The organism is Streptomyces violascens, assembly GCF_014649955.1.
Lineage (GTDB): Bacteria > Actinomycetota > Actinomycetes > Streptomycetales > Streptomycetaceae > Streptomyces > Streptomyces violascens.
Genome location: NZ_BMUA01000001.1, coordinates 143209 through 162180 on the forward strand (window position 1 = coordinate 143209; position 18972 = coordinate 162180).

17 protein-coding genes and 3 pseudogenes are annotated in these 18972 nt (G+C 68.1%); 9 read left to right on the forward strand and 11 right to left on the reverse strand.

Features of this window, described 5'->3' with window-relative positions; translation table 11 throughout:
* Window positions 1–61: 61 nt before the first annotated feature.
* Window positions 62–502, forward strand: a pseudogene (locus tag IE206_RS00705) (DUF6042 family protein); the annotation flags it as partial.
* Between the two features lie 588 nt (window positions 503–1090).
* On the opposite strand, the gene IE206_RS00710 reads toward IE206_RS00705, so the two are convergent.
* Window positions 1091–1417 carry a hypothetical protein gene (locus tag IE206_RS00710; protein ID WP_229853160.1) on the reverse strand — a complete coding sequence of 109 codons (327 nt, stop codon included), beginning with the start codon at window positions 1415–1417 and terminating at the stop codon, window positions 1091–1093.
* Between the two features lie 219 nt (window positions 1418–1636).
* Here IE206_RS00710 and IE206_RS00715 point away from each other — a divergent pair, with 219 nt between their 5' ends.
* Window positions 1637–2617: an MFS transporter gene (locus IE206_RS00715; protein WP_229853161.1), complete on the forward strand. Its 981-nt coding sequence runs from the start codon at window positions 1637–1639 to the stop codon at window positions 2615–2617.
* 121 nt (window positions 2618–2738) lie between these two features.
* Here IE206_RS00715 and IE206_RS00720 read toward each other — a convergent pair whose 3' ends face one another.
* Both IE206_RS00720 and IE206_RS00725 read right to left on the reverse strand, forming a co-directional pair.
* On the reverse strand, window positions 2739–3809 hold the full coding sequence (locus IE206_RS00720; protein WP_189959519.1) for a helix-turn-helix transcriptional regulator: 1071 nt from the start codon (window positions 3807–3809) through the stop codon (window positions 2739–2741).
* A 185-nt stretch (window positions 3810–3994) separates the two neighbouring features.
* On the reverse strand, window positions 3995–4345 hold the full coding sequence (locus IE206_RS00725) for a hypothetical protein (protein WP_189959521.1): 351 nt from the start codon (window positions 4343–4345) through the stop codon (window positions 3995–3997).
* On the opposite strand from IE206_RS00725, the gene IE206_RS00730 reads away from it, so the two are divergent.
* A complete protein-coding gene (locus IE206_RS00730) occupies window positions 4344–4799 on the forward strand; it encodes a VOC family protein (RefSeq protein WP_189959522.1) in 456 nt (151 codons plus the stop codon). The two genes, IE206_RS00725 and IE206_RS00730, sit on opposite strands and share 2 nt — an antisense overlap.
* On the opposite strand, the pseudogene IE206_RS42285 reads toward IE206_RS00730, so the two are convergent.
* Window positions 4723–5050: pseudogene (locus IE206_RS42285) on the reverse strand (alpha/beta hydrolase); the annotation flags it as partial. The gene IE206_RS00730 and the pseudogene IE206_RS42285 overlap by 77 nt on opposite strands.
* A 199-nt stretch (window positions 5051–5249) precedes the next feature.
* Window positions 5250–5999, reverse strand: a complete 750-nt coding sequence (locus IE206_RS00735) for a transposase family protein (protein ID WP_189959524.1) — start codon at window positions 5997–5999, stop codon at window positions 5250–5252.
* Between the two features lie 124 nt (window positions 6000–6123).
* On the opposite strand from IE206_RS00735, the gene IE206_RS00740 reads away from it, so the two are divergent.
* The 3 genes from IE206_RS00740 to IE206_RS00750 all read left to right on the forward strand — a co-directional run bounded on the left by IE206_RS00740 (window position 6124) and on the right by IE206_RS00750 (window position 9747).
* Entirely contained in the window at window positions 6124–6354 is a 231-nt protein-coding gene (locus IE206_RS00740; RefSeq protein ID WP_189959526.1) for a DUF4190 domain-containing protein, read from the forward strand.
* Window positions 6355–7192: 838 nt separating this feature from the next.
* A complete protein-coding gene (locus tag IE206_RS00745; protein ID WP_189959528.1) occupies window positions 7193–7666 on the forward strand; it encodes a serine protease family protein in 474 nt (157 codons plus the stop codon).
* 818 nt (window positions 7667–8484) lie between these two features.
* Window positions 8485–9747 carry an HAD family hydrolase gene (locus IE206_RS00750; RefSeq protein ID WP_189959530.1) on the forward strand — a complete coding sequence of 421 codons (1263 nt, stop codon included), beginning with the start codon at window positions 8485–8487 and terminating at the stop codon, window positions 9745–9747.
* 106 nt (window positions 9748–9853) lie between these two features.
* Here IE206_RS00750 and IE206_RS00755 read toward each other — a convergent pair whose 3' ends face one another.
* Complete coding sequence (locus IE206_RS00755; RefSeq protein ID WP_189959532.1) at window positions 9854–10255, reverse strand: hypothetical protein; 402 nt, start codon at window positions 10253–10255, stop codon at window positions 9854–9856.
* 1240 nt (window positions 10256–11495) lie between these two features.
* On the opposite strand from IE206_RS00755, the pseudogene IE206_RS00760 reads away from it, so the two are divergent.
* Window positions 11496–11727 (forward strand): annotated as a pseudogene (locus IE206_RS00760) (helix-turn-helix domain-containing protein); the annotation flags it as partial.
* Window positions 11728–11769: 42 nt separating this feature from the next.
* Here IE206_RS00760 and IE206_RS00765 read toward each other — a convergent pair.
* The 3 genes from IE206_RS00765 to IE206_RS00775 form a co-directional block, all read right to left on the reverse strand.
* Entirely contained in the window at window positions 11770–12417 is a 648-nt protein-coding gene (locus IE206_RS00765; RefSeq protein WP_373300860.1) for an isochorismatase family protein, read from the reverse strand.
* 32 nt (window positions 12418–12449) lie between these two features.
* The gene (locus tag IE206_RS00770; protein ID WP_189960706.1) at window positions 12450–13823 is read right to left on the reverse strand and encodes an MFS transporter; all 1374 of its coding nucleotides are present in this window, start codon (window positions 13821–13823) and stop codon (window positions 12450–12452) included.
* Between the two features lie 228 nt (window positions 13824–14051).
* Entirely contained in the window at window positions 14052–14696 is a 645-nt protein-coding gene (locus IE206_RS00775; protein ID WP_189959534.1) for a dihydrofolate reductase family protein, read from the reverse strand.
* Here IE206_RS00775 and IE206_RS00780 point away from each other — a divergent pair.
* Both IE206_RS00780 and IE206_RS00785 read left to right on the forward strand, forming a co-directional pair.
* Window positions 14598–15287 (forward strand): hypothetical protein, encoded by a 690-nt coding sequence (locus IE206_RS00780; RefSeq protein WP_189960815.1) that lies wholly within the window; start codon window positions 14598–14600, stop codon window positions 15285–15287. The two genes, IE206_RS00775 and IE206_RS00780, sit on opposite strands and share 99 nt — an antisense overlap.
* A 14-nt stretch (window positions 15288–15301) precedes the next feature.
* Window positions 15302–17638: an FdhF/YdeP family oxidoreductase gene (locus IE206_RS00785; protein ID WP_189959536.1), complete on the forward strand. Its 2337-nt coding sequence runs from the start codon at window positions 15302–15304 to the stop codon at window positions 17636–17638.
* A gap of 389 nt (window positions 17639–18027) precedes the next feature.
* On the opposite strand, the gene IE206_RS00790 is transcribed toward IE206_RS00785, so the two are convergent.
* Complete coding sequence (locus IE206_RS00790; protein WP_189959544.1) at window positions 18028–18177, reverse strand: hypothetical protein; 150 nt, start codon at window positions 18175–18177, stop codon at window positions 18028–18030.
* A 144-nt stretch (window positions 18178–18321) separates the two neighbouring features.
* On the reverse strand, window positions 18322–18936 hold the full coding sequence (locus tag IE206_RS00795) for a TetR/AcrR family transcriptional regulator (RefSeq protein WP_189959546.1): 615 nt from the start codon (window positions 18934–18936) through the stop codon (window positions 18322–18324).
* Between the last annotated feature and the right edge of the window lie 36 nt (window positions 18937–18972).

An 18972-nucleotide genomic window follows, 5' to 3' on the forward strand; every position in this document is an offset into this window, starting at 1 on the left:
TGGGCATCAGCAGGGACCGGACCTGTCGCTGCACAGCGATTGATTTCTCAGCCTCTGGAGCCATGTACTGCCGCGCTCGCAGTCGCTCCTGCTGTGCATGGTCCTGTCCACGGCGGCGGTCCGGGAGCTGCGTGGATCTCTCGATGACGTGGTGTCGGAGATCGGCGGTGGCGCCTTCCCGGCGATGTTCCGCGGTGTAGGGGAAAGCCTCGACTCGCCGGCGCTGTGGCTGGAGCCCGATGATCCGGAGGACGCAGGGAACGGCGACGAAGCAGCCGAGGTCCGGGCCGAGGCCCAACAGCGTCGGAGTCGGGGTGAAGGCGCGTTGGCTGCCATCGGACTCCCGGCACCATGCACCATCCGGGATCTTGCCGAGGTCATGGTCGGTCTCGGCATCGTCGAGCGGGGAAGCGATGGTGTCCGGGCCGTGCCGGGCAGCCTGCCCTGGCCGGAACTGCCTTGCTCGGCTATCAGGACCGCGCGAACAGCGGCGAGGACCTGATATCGACCCGCGCCGCCGCGGGGCACCGTTCTCCTTCCAGCAGATCGACGCACCGCGCCCGCAGCGCAACCGGCACGCTGGCCGGGCGAGTTGGTGGTGAAGGACGGGGACTGGACAGCGTTTCCTGCCGCGGTCGCCGTGGCGCGGCCATGTGGTATGCGCCCCCTATGACGAGGGCGCACACCGCACTTTCACTGGTTCGGATCCGTGTCCTCCATGCCCCATCGGGGTCCCACCACGACGAAGAGTGCGGTGACGGCCACTCCGTCGAACGGGCGGACAGCCACGGCGTCCGGTCGGATCAGGGTGACTCGAAGGCGAGCCGGGCCGCGAACCCACGTCTGCCATGGGGCCCGCGGTGAGCTGGGTGTAGGTGACGGCGCCGGGGCCATGCTGAGCGCGGCGGCTCGATTCTCCGGCTGCGTCCGTACCTGTTCCCCATGTCGATCACGGTGGGAAGTCCAGTCACCCCCGTGGAACGCGCTCCGGGAGCGTTGCAGATCACGCGAACAGACCGAACACCGTCACACGAAGAGCGGGAAGATCCACAGAGCAGGTTCCACCAACTCCCCAAGCGCACGGCCGAATTCAGGAAGGGTCATCAGCGTCGGCGTTCCCGAGTCCGACCGCCGCCGCGGCCATGTCCCGCAGATGTTTGTAGTACTCGGTCGCGTTGCCCTCGTCACCGATCGAAGGCAAGACCTTCTCCACCGCCGCAAGGCAGGCGAGCAGAATCTCGCGGCGCTTCTCATCAAGAGGCCCTGACAGCGACGAGAGGACACAGCCGGCGACCTCCGCGTCGAGCAGCACCATGTCTTCGCCTTCGATCTCTCGACCGCGCATGTGCGGTGGGAATGGCGCGCGCATGTGCTCTTCCCACAGCCGTGAGAGCAGGGCCCGTTTCGATTCGCTCATGTCCACGATCATGCCGTCGATCTGGACCTGTCCATCCGGACGACACTGCCCCGCCCCCGCGCCCCGCGTGGAGAGCCATCCGGAGCCACGGTGTGATGACCGTGGCTCCGGGCGGGGGCATCTTCGGAGCCACGGTGATGATGACGTCGCACAACAGGGGGCTGTTACGCGAAGACTTCACTGACACAAGATGTCAGTGAACCTCCGGACATTGGTGCCATGATCCTCAGTCATCACTCCCGCCGCGCCGAGCGCCTGCTCGTGCCCGCTGCTTTCGCAACCGCTCTCGGCAACAACGTCCAGCTCATCGTCGGGGCGCTGCTCATGATCAGGGAGCAGCAGACCATGTTGGCCGTGGGCTGGCTGTTCATCGCCGTCGCCGGGCCGCAGGCCCTGCTGTCGCCGTTCTTCGGCCGGCTGGCCGACCGCTTCGACCGACGGGCCCTGTGGATCGGCTGCGATGTCACCAGCGCGGCGCTGGCCCTCGGGCTGCCGCTGTGGCTGGCCTGCGGTGGTGCCCCGGGATCCGGGATCTACGGCGCCAATCTGGCGCTCGCCGTGGTTGGTGCCCTGTTCGTTCCGGCCAGCTCCGCGCTGATCAAGGAACGGGTTCCGGCGGACCGGCTGCGGCGCTTCAATGCCCGCTACGAGATGGGGACCCAGGCCGGGATGCTGCTGTCGGCGACCGTCGGCGGGCTGTGCGTCCAGGCGTTCGGCGCCGTGCCGCTGCTGGTGTTCAACGCCGGGACTTTCATGGTGTCGGCGCTATGCCTCGCTGCAGTGGGGCGGCGCCCGGACCGGGTGCCGACGGCCACCGTCGCAGGGAAGCAGGCGCCGGCCCGGGCGGCTACGCGCGGGCCGCTGCGAATGCGCCGCTTCATCCTGCTCTACGCCCAGGGGAGCGTGGTCGTCACGGTCTTCAACGCTCTGCTGCCCACCGCCATGATCGGTGAACTCCACCTGGGCGCAGCAATGTTCGGTGGGACGCCCTCGGGTGCCTCGGTTTCCTGGCGGCCGCCGGTGCCTACCGGATCGTCAGCCGGCGCAGTCCGGACCTTCGCATCGCCGTCGTCGGCTTCCTGCTCTGCAACGTCGGCCTTGTGCTGCAGAGCCAGTTCGCGATCGCCGGCTACCTCGTCGGGGTGCCACTGGGTGCGTTCTTCTTCGGGCAGGCCAGGATCGCCTCCCGCACCATGCTGATGGCCTCGGCCGACGACGCCTCGGTGGGCAGGGCCTTCGGACTGGCGAACGGTGGCGGGCTGGCGGCCACGGTCGGGGTGATGTTCCTGGTCGCGACGGTCACCGACCACAGTGACACGCGCTACGGCTTTGGGGCCCTCGCCGCCCTTGCGCTGCTGGCGACCGTGTCCGCCGGACTGCTGCTGAGGTCGCCGGCCCCCGCCCGGCCTGATGTATCCGCCGGTCGGTACTGGTCGAGCACGGCCGCCGCCGTCTCCGCGATCTTGCAGCGCAGCTCCTCGGGAGCCAGCACCTCGATGTCCGACCCCAGCGACAGCAGCGTGGGCACCGCCAGGTCGACCGATTCCAGCGGTACCGTCGCTGTCACCCAGCCGTCGCCGTCCGGCGGACCGGCCGAAGCCTCGACGGCGCGGACCAGTGCCGCGTCCAGGCGGTCCGGCAGTGCGGCGAGCAGTGCCGGAGCGATCCGGACGGAGACCTGAAGCCTCAGCCTGCGGGCATCGTAGGCGGTGAGGTAGTCCTGCCAGTGGGCGGTCAGGTCGAAGCCGTCGGGGCGCTCGAAGCCCGTCTCCTCGACGGCCAGGCTGAGAATCGACGACACCCGATAGGTCCGCACCGCGCCGTCCACCGCTGCGACGAAGTACCAGACGCCCGCCTTGAGGACCAGGCCGTACGGGTCCAGTTCGCGCTCGACTTCCTGCGGCTCGGCCCAGCGGCGGTAGCGCACCTGGATGCGCCGCTGGTTCCACACGGCATTGGCGAGCGCTACGAGAGCGGGTGGGGAGTCCTGTTCCCGGTACCAGCCGAGAGCGTCGAGGTGGAAGCGTTCGCGGATCCGGCCGGCTCGGTCCCGTAGTGGGGTCGGAAGCGCCGCAGTCAGTTTCAGCTGTGCCGCCGCGAGCACCTCGCCCAGCCCCAGATCCGCCGCCGCACCGGGCAGTCCGGCCAGGAACAACGACTCGGCCTCGTCGGCATGCAGTCCGGTGAGCCGGGTCCGGTAGCCGCCGAGCAGCTGGTAGCCGCCGCGGTGCCCTGCGTCCCCGTAGACCGGAATGCCCGCACTGCTCAGTGAGTCGATGTCCCGGTAGACGATCCGGGCCGAGACACCCAGCTCCTCCGCGAGCTCGTCGGCCGTCAGCCTGCCCCGGTTCTGCAGCAGGAGAACGAGGGAGAGGAGCCGGGCTGCGCGCATGAACCGATTCTTCCAGGTCCCGGCCCGGTTCGGCTTCGGCCTTCGGCCCCTTCTGCAAACCCGTGATCCGGCTGCCGAACTGTCCGTCCTCAACGACCGCACGAATCCGATGCTGCGCGTCGAGGTCATCGGCGCGACACTGAGCTGCCTCCACCGGGCAACCCGGGAAACGACTGGCACGGTCGTCAAACCGTTGCGGCGTACGCCTGTAGTTGGACGGCATCCTGCACGAGGGCGACTCCGCTTTTGCGGTTTCCGAAGACCGCGACAGTCTCGAACTCCGGATCGACGAGACCCTCCGTGCCGCCTACGGCAAAGCCGAGAAGACAGGGGCTTCGAAGACGCAGACTGTGGCTGACCATCTCCGGACGGCATTCAGCGAGGCATACGGCCTCAAGCCTGGTCCGAGTGCCGCCTACGCCCATGCCGTCACGGCCGTCGAAGGCCTGCACGCCGGCTTCTGCAACAACCTTGAGCCTAAGGGGCTGTTGCGAAGGTGGATCGTCTGTCAGACCTGCCTGGGATGCTCGGAGCATGGAGATGACAGTGCAGCTGACGATCGACTGCTCCGATCCGCAGAGAATGGTGACTTTTTGGGCCGAGGCCCTGGACTACGTGCCTGAACCTCCGCCGGACGGGCATGCCACGTGGCGTGCCTACTGGGCGGCAATGGGGGTGCCCGAGGCAGAACTGCCAGCCGGTGCCGGGGACATTCCGGAGTCGATCATCGATCCCGCGGGACGTGGACCGAGGGTGTGGTTCCAGCAGGTTCCAGAGCCGAAGGTCACCAAGAACCGGTGGCACTTCGACCTGAAGGTCGGTGGGGGCCGTGACGTCCCACTGGACGTCCGCACACAGCGGGTCAAGGCTACGGTTGAACGGTTGGTCAAAGCTGGTGCCACCGTGGTGCGGGTCAAGGACGAGCCGGACATGGGGCTCTACGCCGTCGCCATGAAGGACCCCGAGGGCAACGAATTCGACGTCGTCTGAGGGCCGTTGCGACGGTGCCGCAGACGACGTGGGTGGAGGGAGTGTGCTTCCAGCTGTGGTGTCCTGGGACTCCTCGTCCGCATTCGGGGGTTTGCGCACGCAGCAGGCCAACCGCCCAGGCGGGTGAGAGGTTCGGGGAAATCGCCGTAGAGCGTGTCGACAGCCCGGTCGGGGTGCAGGCGCGTCGAGCCGTCGGGCTCCGGGCTGATCGCGCCCTGGAGCTGCGGGGAAGCCCCACCCAGACCGGCCGCGCAGGCGATCTCAGTTCTGGGCCATGGCCAGCCATCACTCACCACCTTGATCCACTCCGGATACAGGCCCTAGCGGAAGTTAGGGTTCTGGCATGAGCAGCACAGCTGAAGGCCTGGACAACCGGGCCGCGAGGATCAGCGGCGGAGCGGCCGCGGTCGGGGTGGCCGCAGCCACAGGGAACCTGGTCACTAAGGATCTTCAGCGTTGCTGCTCGAGGGTGAGGACGGCCTGGGCCATTGACGTGAGGCGGTTCGGGCTGCAGCGCGCTTTGCGGAACAGGCGCCAGGTCTTCAGCCGGGCGAAGGCCCGCTCGACCGGTACCCGCAGTCGGGCATGTGCCCGGTTGACGGCTTGCTGTTTGACGGTGAGGTCGCGTCCGCAGTGCCGTTTGAAGGGTGTGGCGAAGGTTCCGCCGGCCCCTTCGTAGGCTTTGTCCGCCAGGACCGGGATCCTCAGTCGTTCACAGATGGTGACGATGCAGTGGGTGCGGGCGGCGGTGATGTCGACGGTCCGGCCTGGCAGCGCGGGCGAGTACCAGAGCAGTTCGCCGTCGGGTCCGGTGACGGCCTGGATGTTCACACCATGCCGTCGGGCCTTGCCGGAGTAGTCGCCTGTGCTGTCGCCGACGCGGTCGCATTCGGCGATCGTGCCGTCCACCAGCACGTACTCCGGGCGGGCTTTCCGCAACGCGCGGGTCAGGGACGGGGCCCGTGCTGCAAGGAGTGCGGTCACGCTGTGTACGTAGGCGTGGGCGGTGCCCTCGCTGATCCGGAACCCTGCGGCGAGTTTCGCGAGAGTGGTGTGCTCGCGCAGGTACACCAGCGCCACCAGAGCCCGTTGCGAGGGCGGGAGCTTGCACCTGCGGTCACCCTCGCGGGTGACGATCAGCATGGTCACCCACTCCACAAGGGCATGCGGCAGGTCCAATGCGCAAGGATAGGTGACCAACAGGGCTCCCTGGCCGAACGGTTGAGACTTCAGACATCTCGCCCAACAGTCAGGGAGCCCTGCTCGTTACGGGTGGGCGGACGTCACCCGATCGGTGGTCACTCTGAAGATCCTTACTGGAACGATGTTCCTGCCGCTCACCCTGGGATGGGTGTTTCTCATCCTGGTGTGCTCCGTGGTTGCGATCATCTCGGGCCACATCGGACGCAGGAGGGCTCGACGCCATGGCCTGCCCGGACGCTGGTTCGCGCTGGCGTCGATCGTGACGGCCTATCTGACGTTCCTCTATGCGCTGCTCGTGACGCTGCTGTTTTTCGGTGTACTGATCGGACTCCACGCGCTCTTCAACAGCTAGGCCCCCACTCCCGAAGCTGATCACCCATGCGGACCGCGCCTCTTGGGACACACGCAGGGCCCCAACTGCCCCCGGATGGGGCCACGTCCCCCTCACGGGCGGCGGCGCTCACCGACTGGGTGGACGTCTCGATACGCCCTTCAAGCCGGATCATGCTGCTGGCCTCCAGCATCACAACGTCCCAAGAACCAAAAAACACAGGGAAATTGAGATGACCACCGCGATCTGTGAGCGGTCGTGCAATTCCCCAGGTCGGCTCTGTCGTCCCCGCTCGTTCGTACAGTTTCAAGGAATGCAAGGAAATCGGGCCGCCCAGCTGTGAAGTGTCCGGTCTGAGGCGGGCCGTCAAGGACGCCTGCGGCATCGATACCGCGATGAGCTGCGCTCATCCTTGACGGCCCGCCTCAGACCTAAAGAATTCGCTGGTTGCCGGGCAGCCCGGAACTGCGCCGACCGCCTGGTCAGCGCGGAGTAAATCCGCATCGCCCATGGGGACGCCCATGACGTTTGGTCTGAGAAATGGCGCGACGTTCCACACGGTGTCGTGCTCATCTACCGGCGGCCGATTCGCCCTTCAGAGGATTAGTGCGGGGATCCGCCCTGCGGTTGGACGTCCGGGAACTCGCTAGAGGTCCCCGCTCCCCTCGGGGTCTCGTTTACAGGGGATCGGTTGCCGACCCGGGCGCGGCTGAAGGGTGGCGAAAGAATATGCGGTGCCGTCCCCTTTCCGAGTAGCCGTCCCCCTTTCCGAGTAGCTGCAGTGTGGCTGGTCGGGCCGGCGGGCAGGGCTGGAATTGCCCCCGGTCATACGGACCGGAGGCTGTCGATCGGAGTCCTTGTGATCTTCCGTTTCCGCCATGCTGCCGCTGCCTCGCTCACGGTCGCGGCATGCGGGCTGGGACTGCTCAGCGCCCCGGCTCAGGCCACTCCGGCCCCCGTAACCGCCCGCGCCGCACCGCTCTGCTGGGAAAAGACAGAGGACGACGGCTGCACCATTCCCAAACTCGGCCTCATCACAGCGCGCGTGGGAGCGTGCCGAACCACACCGAGGGACGGCGCCTGCCCGGAAGGGCAAGAAGGCGGAACCGAAATCATCGAGCTCGACCCTGACGGGCCGCTGGCCAAAGCAGGGCTCAAGATGCACGAAACGATCGTCGGGATCAACGTCATCCGCGGCCAGCCCCACACCAACTCGTGGACACCCCATGCCCTCTACGCCAAGGCCAACACGTTTCCCAAGGGCGACACGGTGAAGGTCCGCTACAAACTGGCCGGCGGCGCGTACCGGGTCGCCAAGGTCATCATGGGCTGACCCCCTCCGCCCTGGGGCCCGCGAGCCGACACCGCACCCCCGGCCACGCCCCAGGGCCGGGGGTGCGGGTGCGGGTGTCGAACACCACGCCCCAGGCCAAGCTGGGAGACCTGCTCCCCCCGCTCCCCTCGACCTGGGCGGACTCACTGCACTCCCCCGACCACGGCCCGCAAGCGGGCCAAGCCGGCTGCAAGCAGGAGCCTTTGCTCGTGCCGCGCAGCGTTGCCCTTCAGGTAGGCCACGCCGGTCTCCCAGTACCGGAGAAACCTCTTGCCCCTCTCCCCGCCCCCTCCCCAGCCGGGCGGGCGGGGCACATCTCTCGAAGCCTCCGCCGGGCCCACCGCGACGCGCCAGTTGGTGGGCTTCCCCCAGATGATGCCGCCGTTGAACTGGCCGCCGGGGATGGGTGAGTAGTCGTTGTAGTTTGCCGCTGCCGGGATTGATCCTCTGATGTCGTTGGACTCGCCCAACAAGTACGAGGGGCCGTCGAATTGCAGGTAAGCGCTGCCAGTGCCCGTTCCCGGCCAGGGGCGGAGGCCGGCCCGGCGAGGAGCCGGTGACATGGGCCAAGGCAATGGCGGCCGTGTGGTCCAGGATGATCAACGCACGTCACCGGTCGGGACGGTGGTCACGGCGGTTTCGCGGAGCCCGAGGAGATGGCCACCAGGGTCGCCCTCCTTCCCCGTGACAACTCCAGCTTCGTCGACGGTGGCCTCGCGGGCGGCTATGGGACCCTGTGTAGGGTCCAAGATCAAGTGCCCGGGCGGCCACCCGCCGGCCCCGGCCTGTCCTGCCACCCCTCACACGTAAGAGAACGCATGCGCAAGAAGCCCGCCATCGTCGTCGGCGTCCTGGCCGCCGCGGTCCTCACCGCCACGGTCCCCGCCACCGCCGCACCGGCCCACTCGTCCAGCGCCAAGTGCCCCCAGCTCGACAAGAACCTCACCTGGGCCGGTGCCAACCGCGCCAAGCTGCAGAAGATGATCGACGAGCGCGGCACCTGCTCCGGCAACGGCGGCCCCCGCCCTGTCGCCGCCTTCGACTGGGACAACACCGTCGTGAAGAACGACATCACGGACGCGACCCTCGCCTGGGCCCTCAAGCACGACAAGATCCTCCAGCCCAAGAGCTGGCGGGACACCAGCGCCTGGCTCACCCCGGCCGCGGACAAGGCTCTCACCAAGGCGTGCGGCACCGAGGTGCGCGCCGGCCGGCCCCTGCCCACCTCGAAGAACGCGGCGTGCGCCGACGAGATCTTCGAGATCCGCGAGAAGTCGCAGACGATGGCCGGCGAGGCCGCCTTCGCAGGTGACTGGAACCACCGCCGCACCGTGCCCGCGTACGCCTGGATACCTCAGCTGTTCGCCGGCCACACCCCGGGGCAGCTCACCTCCTTCGCCAAGAAGGCGCGTGCCGAGCAGCTCTCCGCGCCCGTCGGTACCAAGCAGACCGTGGGCACGCACACCCTGGCCGGCTACGTGCGCTACTACGACCAGCAGAAGGACCTGATCCATACCCTCAAGGCAGCCGGCTTCGACGTCTACATCGTCTCCGCCTCATCCGAGCCCATCGCCGAGGCGTGGTCCAGCGGCGTCGGCCTCGACCGTGCTCACACCATCGGCATCCGCAGCGTCACCAAGCACGGCCGTCTCACCACGGAGATCAAGGGCTGCGGCGGCGTCGAGACCGGCCGGGGCGACACGCTGCCCTACATGGACGGCAAGCGCTGCATGATCAACCAGGAGATCTTCAAGATCAAGGGCGCCAAGGCCTGGCAGAAACAGGACTTCGCGCACCGCATCGCCCTCGGCGCGGGCGACGCCGACACCGACGTCACCTTCGTCGACGACGCCACCGGTGCCCACCTGGCCATCAACCGCAACAAGTCCGAGCTGATGTGCCGCGCCTTCGACGACGCGGACGGCCGCTGGGTGGCCAACCCGATGTTCATCGACCCGCTGCCACGCAAGTCCGGCACCTACCCGTGCGCCACCACCGGCGCCACGCACCCCGACGGCACGCACGGCCCCGTGCGGCGCACCGACGGCTCGGTCATCCCGGACCAGCTCGACCGGGTCTGATCCGGGCACGGGAGCCGGCGAGCACCGATGCCGCCACCTCCGGTGCGGGGGCCTGACGTTCGTCCGGCCCCCGCATCGGTACATGGAGACCGTCGCCACGCCACCGTCAACGGTGCAGCGCCTCGAAGCGCTCGCACAGCCAAGCCCGGCCCAGATAGTCGGCGACGTCGTCCAGCAGCACCAGGGTGAGCCCGGCGAACTGCAGCAGCCTCCAGGCCGACATAGTGGGCCGGGGACGTACGTCCTGTGGTTTGCTGAGCCCGTCCAGCACGCGATGGCGAATCGTCAGGGGGAACCTGCCCACGACCTCGCCCCCGGGCTCGGCCATGGTGTACAGCAGCCCCCGCTCGATACCGACTCGGAACTCCCCGTCAGGCATGGAGAGGCGCCGGTGGGCCAGGAAGTCACGCCGCCCGGCGAGCCGGGTCAGGTCTTCGGGCAGTCCCGCCTGCTGCCGCCGCTCCTGCTCAGCGTGGCTCGCCAGGGTCTCGACACCGAGGAACGGCACCTGCGGGCAGGCGCACAGGTAGCGGTAGGCGATGTCGTCGTACGTCCGCTCGGCCCCGCCCCGGGCGTAGGTCAGCGTCTTGGCGGCCGCTCGCTCGCACGCCGGACATACAGCAACTGGGGATGCCTTCGTAACTTCTCCGGCGGGATCGACAGCATAGCCTCGACGTCGTCGGCCGGCGGTTCACCCCGAGACAGGCAACTCGCCTTCTTTCAGGCGGCTTCATGTGCCCTGCCATGCGATCGAAGCACTTATCCCTGCAGCAGGGCTGGCGAACGCGACGACCAAGACCAGCCGCCACAAACTCATCCCCGAACGACGCGCCGTGCTCGCCGAGTTGGGGGTGGAGTGGGCCTCAACACCGCCCCTGGCCAGCCCTCACGGACCCGCCAGGTCCTGCGGTGTCGGCCACTTCCGGGTCCGAGACCCGGGGGCGCGGCGGGTGCCGGTGATCTGCCGGTCGGCGGCCCGGCGGCGGTCGCGGCCCGCCGCCCACTGCGCCGGACGGTTCCTCGTCGTCCATGGTGCGGCGCCTCCTACGTGGTGGCCGCCTGCGGTACGGGCTTCCCCGGTTCGTCGAGCCACACGGATGCGCCGCGGGGGGTGATGGTAGGGCCGTACCGTTCGACCGGCGACCGGTCGCGGAGTGCCCACCGCCGTTGCGCGTCGGCGACTTCGTCCCATTGGCGTCGGGGTCGTGCTGATAGGCGCTGGCCGGTCGGGAAATGGGCCATCACGTACACCATGGGCCGGCCACTGGGCGCGGTCGTGGCGGTCCTGGGTGAACTCCACGGCCCGGGTGCACGAGCCGGAGGCGGTTTTGTCGCTCACGGCCAGGCGGGCGCGCAGAAGGGTGTTTCCGCTCACCCCAATCGAGTGACACGCGCATGGCTACGTCCCGATTCGGGCAACCATGCGGCATCTCGGACAAACCACTGGGTCAAGCCCCACTGCCTGGACAGCAAAGGGAACCTTATGCGCCGTATCGCCGCAGTTATCCTCGGAACTGCCTGCATCTTTGGGCTCACCATCAACACCGCGACGGCTACCCCTTCCGACGGGCCCTTCGGCGACTCCGATGACACTGTGCTCGTGCTGCCCGGCTTTCATGGTGTCCGGTAGTTCTGAAGCGCGGGCCCGGTTGATGGCAGGGCGACGGTGGCAGGGTGCGCAACGCGCGACGCTCCGGTGCCGTTGAGACAGGTGTTGGAAGTCTCAACTCATCGACACTGGAGCCTCGTTGGTTCCCTGTCCTACCGCATTCGACCGACCCATGCCCCGGCCGAGTGGGCCACCATGGTCGTCACCACCCGAGAGGGTGGCCGCCGTTGCATACTCCCACCGCCCAGCACGCGCTGGTCGCCCTGGTGTACCTGCGCAAGCACGACACCCTCGCCCAGACGGCCACCCGCTTCGGCATCTCCGTCGGAAGGGCACATGCCTGCACCAGCGGCGTGATCGACCTGCACGCGGCAGTACGCCGACCCTGCTCAAGGTCTGGCCACGCACGACCTTCACGAATCCGTCCGGCCCTGCGGTGGCTGACGTCCCCGGCCCTGCCCTTGGCGTGTTCCCGGCTCCGGCGCCATGAAGTCAACCTCTAGGGCAGGCAGGACCCGAACACTGCGATCAGGAAAATCGATGTGCCGGTAGATTTCGTTGTGATGGGCGATCGACTGGTCCGGCGGGGCGAAGTCTGTCGGCTGAGAGCGGACGGACGTGGTGTGTCCGTCCGCCACGAGTACCAGGTCGTATCCATGGCTGAGGGCTTGGCGGGCGGTCGTCTCCACACAGTTCTCCGTGGCAAAACCGGTGACCAGGACCTCGGTCACACCAAGGCGGATCAGCGTCTCATCGAGGTCGGTGTCCAAGAAGGCGTCCGCGGAGGTTTTCGTGATCACCAACTCTCCCTTGCGCGAGGCCAGTTCAGGCAGGACGTCGCCGCACCCTTGTTGTCGAACCGTGATCACGGGAACGTTGGAAGCACGGGCTCGGAAGCTGAGACCCGCGATGGTTCCGATGGTTCGGTCGGAGCGATGCATGATGGGCAACATGTCGTCCTGCATATCGATGACGAGGAGCGCGGCACGGTGCGGCATCAGTGGCATCGGCCCACCGTAGCTGTGGTGCTCTGCCGACTGCCACCAGTCGTGGAACGGCATGGTCACGCACACGGTGACACCCCCCGGAACTCCTAAGTCCCCTTGCCCGCTCCAGTATTGGCCGTAGAGATGGACGGCCCCGATGCGTGGTGCTGGTCCGTGGCCACGATGCGTGTCCGGCCTGCCAGGCAGACAGCCCCCGCGATCGGGAGTGCCAGGAGCGCGAATGCCCCGGCGAACGCGGGCAGCTGACTCGTCGACACCGCCGAGAGCGCCGTGAACAGAGTCGACGCCACGGCCAGCACCAGGGTCTGGCCGAGATTCTGCGAGGTCTGCATCGCACCGCTTGCGTAGCCCTGCTGGTCGGCCGGAGTATGCGCAAGCGACAGCAGCGTGAGTGACGGCGCCGCGAGCCCCATGCCGACGGCGGCCATCGCCATCGAGGACACCGCTACGGCCGGAGGCACCGCCGGCACGGTGCACAGTGCCGCTACCACCACCGCGACCGCCATGATTCCGGCCCCGACGGCGACAAGCCGGTGCCGCCGAACCCGGCTCTGCAGACGGCTCTGCACCCAGGAGGCTCCAGCCCAGGCAAGTGCCGCCCCGGTGAATGCCAGACCCACCACGATGCCCGGTACATGTCGGGCCGTGCTGAGCATCAGGGGGACGAAGGCTTCGAGCGTGAAGTACGCACCGGAGGTCAGCGCCCGCAGGAGCACCGTGGCGGGCAACCCTCCCCCGGCTCGCCAGGTGTGCGGTGGCAGCAGCCTCGGGGCGAACGCCACAAGCACCACCACACCGATCGACGCGCACACCGCGTGACGTACGTTCCAAGCGGAAACACCGTACTGGGTGAGAGCCGCAGCCACGCTTACCATCACTGCGGCGGGCAGCGCGGGCCGCCTCAGGGATGCCCCGGAACTCTCAGGTTCTTGCGGTGCTCCTGAATGTGCCGGTCGTCCGCGAAGGAGCAGTACCGCGGCTGCCGCGGGAATCAGAGTGAACCCGGCGAGGCCGAAGAACACCGCACGCCAGGACCACAACTCGGCTACGAACCCGGCGAGCGGAGGCCCGGCCAGTGACGGAATAATCCAGCAGGCGCTCATGAAGGACAAGGCGCGGGCGCGCAGGTGATCCGGGTAGGACTGCCCGATGGCCGCGTTGACGGACACCGCCACCAGGCCCGCCGCGATTCCGTCGGTGAAGCGTCCCAGGCCCAGCTGCCAGACGCTGGTACTGGTTGCGGAGACGAGGAGTGTCGCAACGGTCAAGACCACCCCGGCTGTCAGGGGGCGCCGGGCACCGCCCCGATCCGCCCATGCCCCGCCCAGCACACCACCGAGCAGGCTCGCGGCCACGAACGCCCCTGCCACCAACGGGTACAGACCGACTCCGTCGAGGTCCCGAGCCGCCACCGGCAGCAACGGCATCACCGCGAGCGCCGCGAACCCGGTCAAGAACATCACCGCAGCGAAACTCGCCGTGGCAGCCAGATACGTACGGGAGAAGATTCCGGGTTCGGGAAGAGACTCTGCCGGTTCACGGGGGTCGCTTGTCACCGGCAGCACGGTAGGGCCCAACTCCGCACCGGACCAGTGGTTTTCGGGGACCTGACGGGCCACCCGCCTCCCCTGCGCCGCGCCGATGCACGGGAGGCGGTATGGACAACGGTCAGCGAGGAAGCTCTCGCGTCACCTCCGCCAGAACAGGTGGTGCGTCACGCCGCTCGGGCTGGGCACGATCTCCAGGTGGAACCGGTCGAGCAGCTCATCGGGGGACTCCCACAGGCGTAGTCCGGACCCGAGCTTTACCGGCGCGACCGCCACATGCATGGTGTCGACGAGGTCGGCATCAAGGAACTGCCGGATGGTGGTGACCCCGCCGCCGAGCCGGACGTCCTTGCCCCGCGCCGCTTCCCGCGCCCGTACAAGGACCTCGGCCGGTTCGCCTTCAACGAAGTGGAACGTGGTGTCGGAGAGCGTGAACGACGGACGCTCGTGGTGGGTCATGACGAACACCGGCGTGTGGAAGGGAGGCTCCTCCCCCCACCAGCCGCGCCACTCATCGTCTGGCCAGGGCCCACGCTGGGGCCCGAACTTGTTGCGGCCCATGATCTCGGCACCGATGTTGCGTGCGAAGTCTCGCGTGAAGTAGTCGTCGAGGCCCCGGCTCCCTCCGGAATCCGTGCGCATGGGCCAGCTCGCCGTGGCTCCGGCCCAGGCGAACAGCCTCTCGGGATGGTCGTGGCCGAACGGCCGCTCGAGACTCTGGTGCTCACCGGCACCGATCCCCTCACTCGACACGTTGAAATTCATCACTCTCAGCAGTTGATCCACGTGTTTCCTCATCAGGTTTTCTGTCGCGTCACTGTGTGGCGAGGCGCCGCACATCATGACGTCGAACGGGACGCGGCCGGATCGACAGCGGCCAACAACTTTTTTCCAGGGCGCGTCAGCAAGCTGCCCGTTGGCGGTGTGGCTGCGGCAGACGCGGAGAGGCCCGGCTCTTGCCGGCTCGTCACAGGACTGATCCTGTTCGTCGGGCTGACCTGGTTCCAGGTGTTCGCCAAGGAGCAGCCGCTGTACATGGCGGCGTCGGCATTCTCGGCGTACGGCATCCTCTGGTTCGCGATCGGCTGGAACCGATATCGCTTCAATGATCCACGAACCGACGCAGGCATGTGTGTCGCCTTCATGGTGATCTCGGCGATGGGCGCCACGATGTTCTTCAAGGTCGCCGACCGGCCGGCGGGCCTGCTCTTCCTGGGGCTGTTCGCGATCTGCTTCAGCGATCTCTTCGCCTCCATCGGGCTCAGGGTCGGCGAAGCGTACTGGGCGTCTTCATACATCGCGACCGGCGGCCGGCTCATATATCTCGCATACGCCACTACGGTCAACTTTGCTCTTGCGTATCATTGTCCCGTATAGGCAAAGAGGCAGTCATGGCCGATCAATCGAGCAATCCCCCGGGAACACACGCGCCGGCCGGCGGTCCGGCATCCGCATCGGATGTGACGTCGTCGGGTCCGAAGAAGTCCAGCGTCGGACTCCACGGCATCGCCGAATCCGCGCGCTATTCGCTGGCGGAAATGGGACCGAGACGCAGCTTGCAGACGCTGCTGTCAGTGAACCACGTTGACGGCTTCGACTGTCCCAGCTGCGCCTGGGGCGACCCGGAGCCCGGACACCGCAAGAACGCGGAATTCTGCGAGAACGGCGCGAAGGCGGTCGCATGGGAAGCCACCCGGAAACGCGTGGACGCGGCGTTCTTCGCCGAACACTCCATCGCCGACCTGCGGGAGCGGGACGGGTACTGGCTGGAGGCTCAGGGCCGACTTGCCCAGCCGATGCACCTCGCCCCCGGCGCCACCCACTACGCGCCCCTCACCTGGGACGACGCCCTCATGCGCGTCGCCGACAGCCTGCGCGGTCTCGCCGATCCGAACCGTGCAGTCTTCTACACCAGCGGCCGGACGAGCAACGAGGCCGCCTTCCTCTACCAGCTGCTGGCACGCCGGCTGGGCACGAACAACCTGCCGGACTGCTCGAACCTGTGCCATGAGTCGAGCGGCGCGGCCCTGACCGAGACACTCGGCGTCGGAAAGGGCCTCATCTCGTACGGCGACATCACCGATCACGCCGACCTGATCATCATCGTCGGCCAGAACCCAGGAACCTGCCACCCCCGCATGCTCACGGCCCTTGAGGAGGCCAAGCAGCGTGGGGCACGCATCATCGCCGCGAACCCACTCCCCGAGGCCGGCTTCGGCCGGTTCCACAACCCGCAGACCGCGCGTGGTCTGGTCGGCCCGGGTACAAAGCTCGCCGACCGCTATCTGCCGGTACGTGTCAACGGCGACCTGGCCCTGTTCGCGGGCCTCAACCGCACGCTCATCGACCAGGAGGACGCCCGGCCGGGCTCCGCCCTCGACCGCGACTTCATCGACCGCTACTGCGACGGCTTCGAGGAGGCCGTTGCCGCGTGGAGGAACCTGGACTGGTCGCGGATCGAGACACTCAGCGGTCTGTCCCGACGCCGGATCGAGTCCTGCGCCGCCGATGTGCTCGCCGCCGACAGCGTGATCGTCTGCTGGGCGATGGGGCTCACCCAGCACCGTAACGCGGTGGCCACCATCCGGGAGATCGTCAACTTCCTTCTCCTGCGCGGCAACATCGGCCGGCCCGGCGCCGGACCCGCCCCGATCCGCGGCCACAGCAACGTCCAGGGCGACCGCACCATGGGCATCTGGGAGAAGATGCCGGACGCGTTCCTGGACAAGCTGAGGGGCGAGTTCGGGTTCGACCCACCCCGCGCGCACGGCCTGGACACCGTCGACTCGATCAGGGCCATGCGCGACGGCAGGATCGACGTGTTCATCGGCCTCGGCGGCAACTTCGCCGCTGCCACGCCGGACACCGAGGTCACCGAGGCCGCGCTGGCCAACTGCGCCCTCACAGTGCACGTCGCGACCAAGCTGAACCGGTCCCATCTGTGCCACGGCACCGAGGCGCTGCTCCTGCCCTGCCTCGGCCGCACCGAGCGCGATCAGCAGGCCTCCGGCGAACAATTCGTCACCGTCGAGGACACGATGGCCATGGTGCACGCTTCCCGGGGACGGCTGCGTCCCGGGACTCCGCACCTGCGCAGCGAGGTGGCGATCATCGCCGACCTAGGCCACGCGCTGTTCGGCGACGGACTCGGCTGGCGCGCCATGCGCGACGACTACGCGGTGATCCGCCGTCACATCGAGCACGTCGTCCCCGGATTCCATGCGTTCGAGCAGCGCGTCCAGCAGCCCGGCGGCTTCATGCTCCCCCGGGGGCCGCGCGACTCCCGCACCTTCCCCACAGAGACCGGCAAGGCCCGCTTCACCGTCAACCCGCCGACGGCGACCGAAGTTCCGCCCGGGCACCTGCTGTTGACGACGGTACGGTCGCACGACCAGTTCAACACCACCGTTTACGGCCTCGACGACCGCTACCGGGGCATCAAAGGAGGGCGGCGGGTCGTCTTCCTCAACCAGGATGACCTCCGCGGGCTCCACCTGCGCGACGGTGACCTGGTCGACCTGGTCAGTGTCAACCCCGACGGGGAACGTCGTGCGCCCGGCTTCCGCGCCGTCCGCTATCCCACACCGCGGGGCTGCGCCGCGGCTTACTACCCCGAGACGAACGTGCTGGTCGCCCTGGACGCCACAGCCGAGACCAGCAACACCCCCGCGACCAAATCCATCCTCATCCGCGTCGAGCGCACTTCCTCGACGGCCCGGAGATCCTGATCGACGCCATCACCTGCGTGCGCCTCCACCGCAACAGCGTGCCCGCCCGCGCCCGACTCGGCTCCGGTGCGGCTCCTCGCGCGATCCGCAGGTGGGCGGCCCTGAACAGGGTCGAGCTGTGCTTCACCCCAACCACACCGTCCAGGCCAGGGCGCCGCACACCTACCTGTGCCGGCGCGACCTGAACACCCGTCATCCCCGACGTCCTGGCCGCCCAACGACGAGCGCGAGCACGCATCCGATGCGGGGCAGGTGTGCGCTGCGGCGGCGGGCGACTACCAGGCGCAGCCCGACCACCCGACCACCGGCCTGGCGAACGTTCCCGGTCATCGCGCTAGCCGGTCCAAGGCAGGCGGACGGCTTCGAGCTCGATGTCCGCGAGCGGTGCTTCAGCGAGCGGGCGGCGGCCGCGACTTGGTGCTCCAGACGTCGTAGTCGGTGCGGACGGCCCAGGAGCGGTCCGCGGCCCACGGGTTGGATTGGGTGTGCAGGATTTCCGTGTTGTCGAATAGAGCCTGGGCGTCGGGCAGCCCGGGCACTTCGTAGCCGGTCAGGCCGTCATCCTGGGCAAGCCCTGCAAGCCAGTCTGTCTCAGAAGCGGGCGCGAGCCGGGCACAACACCGCCAACTGGCGCGGAACGAGAGCCAGGGGGGCCCAGACCCACATCAGCGGAGCAGCACCACTCAGCAACGCGGCATCAAGCCGTGGAGAGCCGTCTCCACGATGCTGTCGGTGTACTCCGGGGTGAGCGGGCCGGTGCGCTGCAGCCAGCGGTTGAGCAGCGGGCCCCAGATCATCTCTATCGCAAGGTCGAGGTCGGTGTTCGGGTCGAGCTGACCGACTTGCTGGGCCTTGCGCAGGCGGTCCCGTTTGAGGCGCTGCATCGGTTCGTGCAGGCGCTCGGTGTAGGCCGCGGCGAGCTCTTGGTTGTGCACGATCTCGGTGTTGAGGGCGCGCATCGGCTCGTCGTAGCGGGGGTCGTTGAGCTCGCCGACGGTGGCGCGTAGCACTGTCTTGAGGTCGGCCTCCAGGTCGCCGGTGTCGGGGAGCTCGGGGCGTCCGGTGGCCTTGTCCTCGCTGAGCATGAGCAGCGCGTCGAACAACACCGCGCCCTTGGAGGGCCACCAGCGGTAGATCGTCTGCTTGCCGACGCCGGCCCGCGCGGCGATCGCCTCGATGCTCAGCTTGCCGAACCCGACCTCGCCGACCAGGTCGAAGGCGGCCGTCAGGATCGCCTTACGGGACGCCTCGTTTCGGCGGATGGGGGCCGGGGCACTGTTTCTCGGCTTGGCAGGCATGGGTTCCACTCTAGCAGCGAACGAGACGAGACGGTC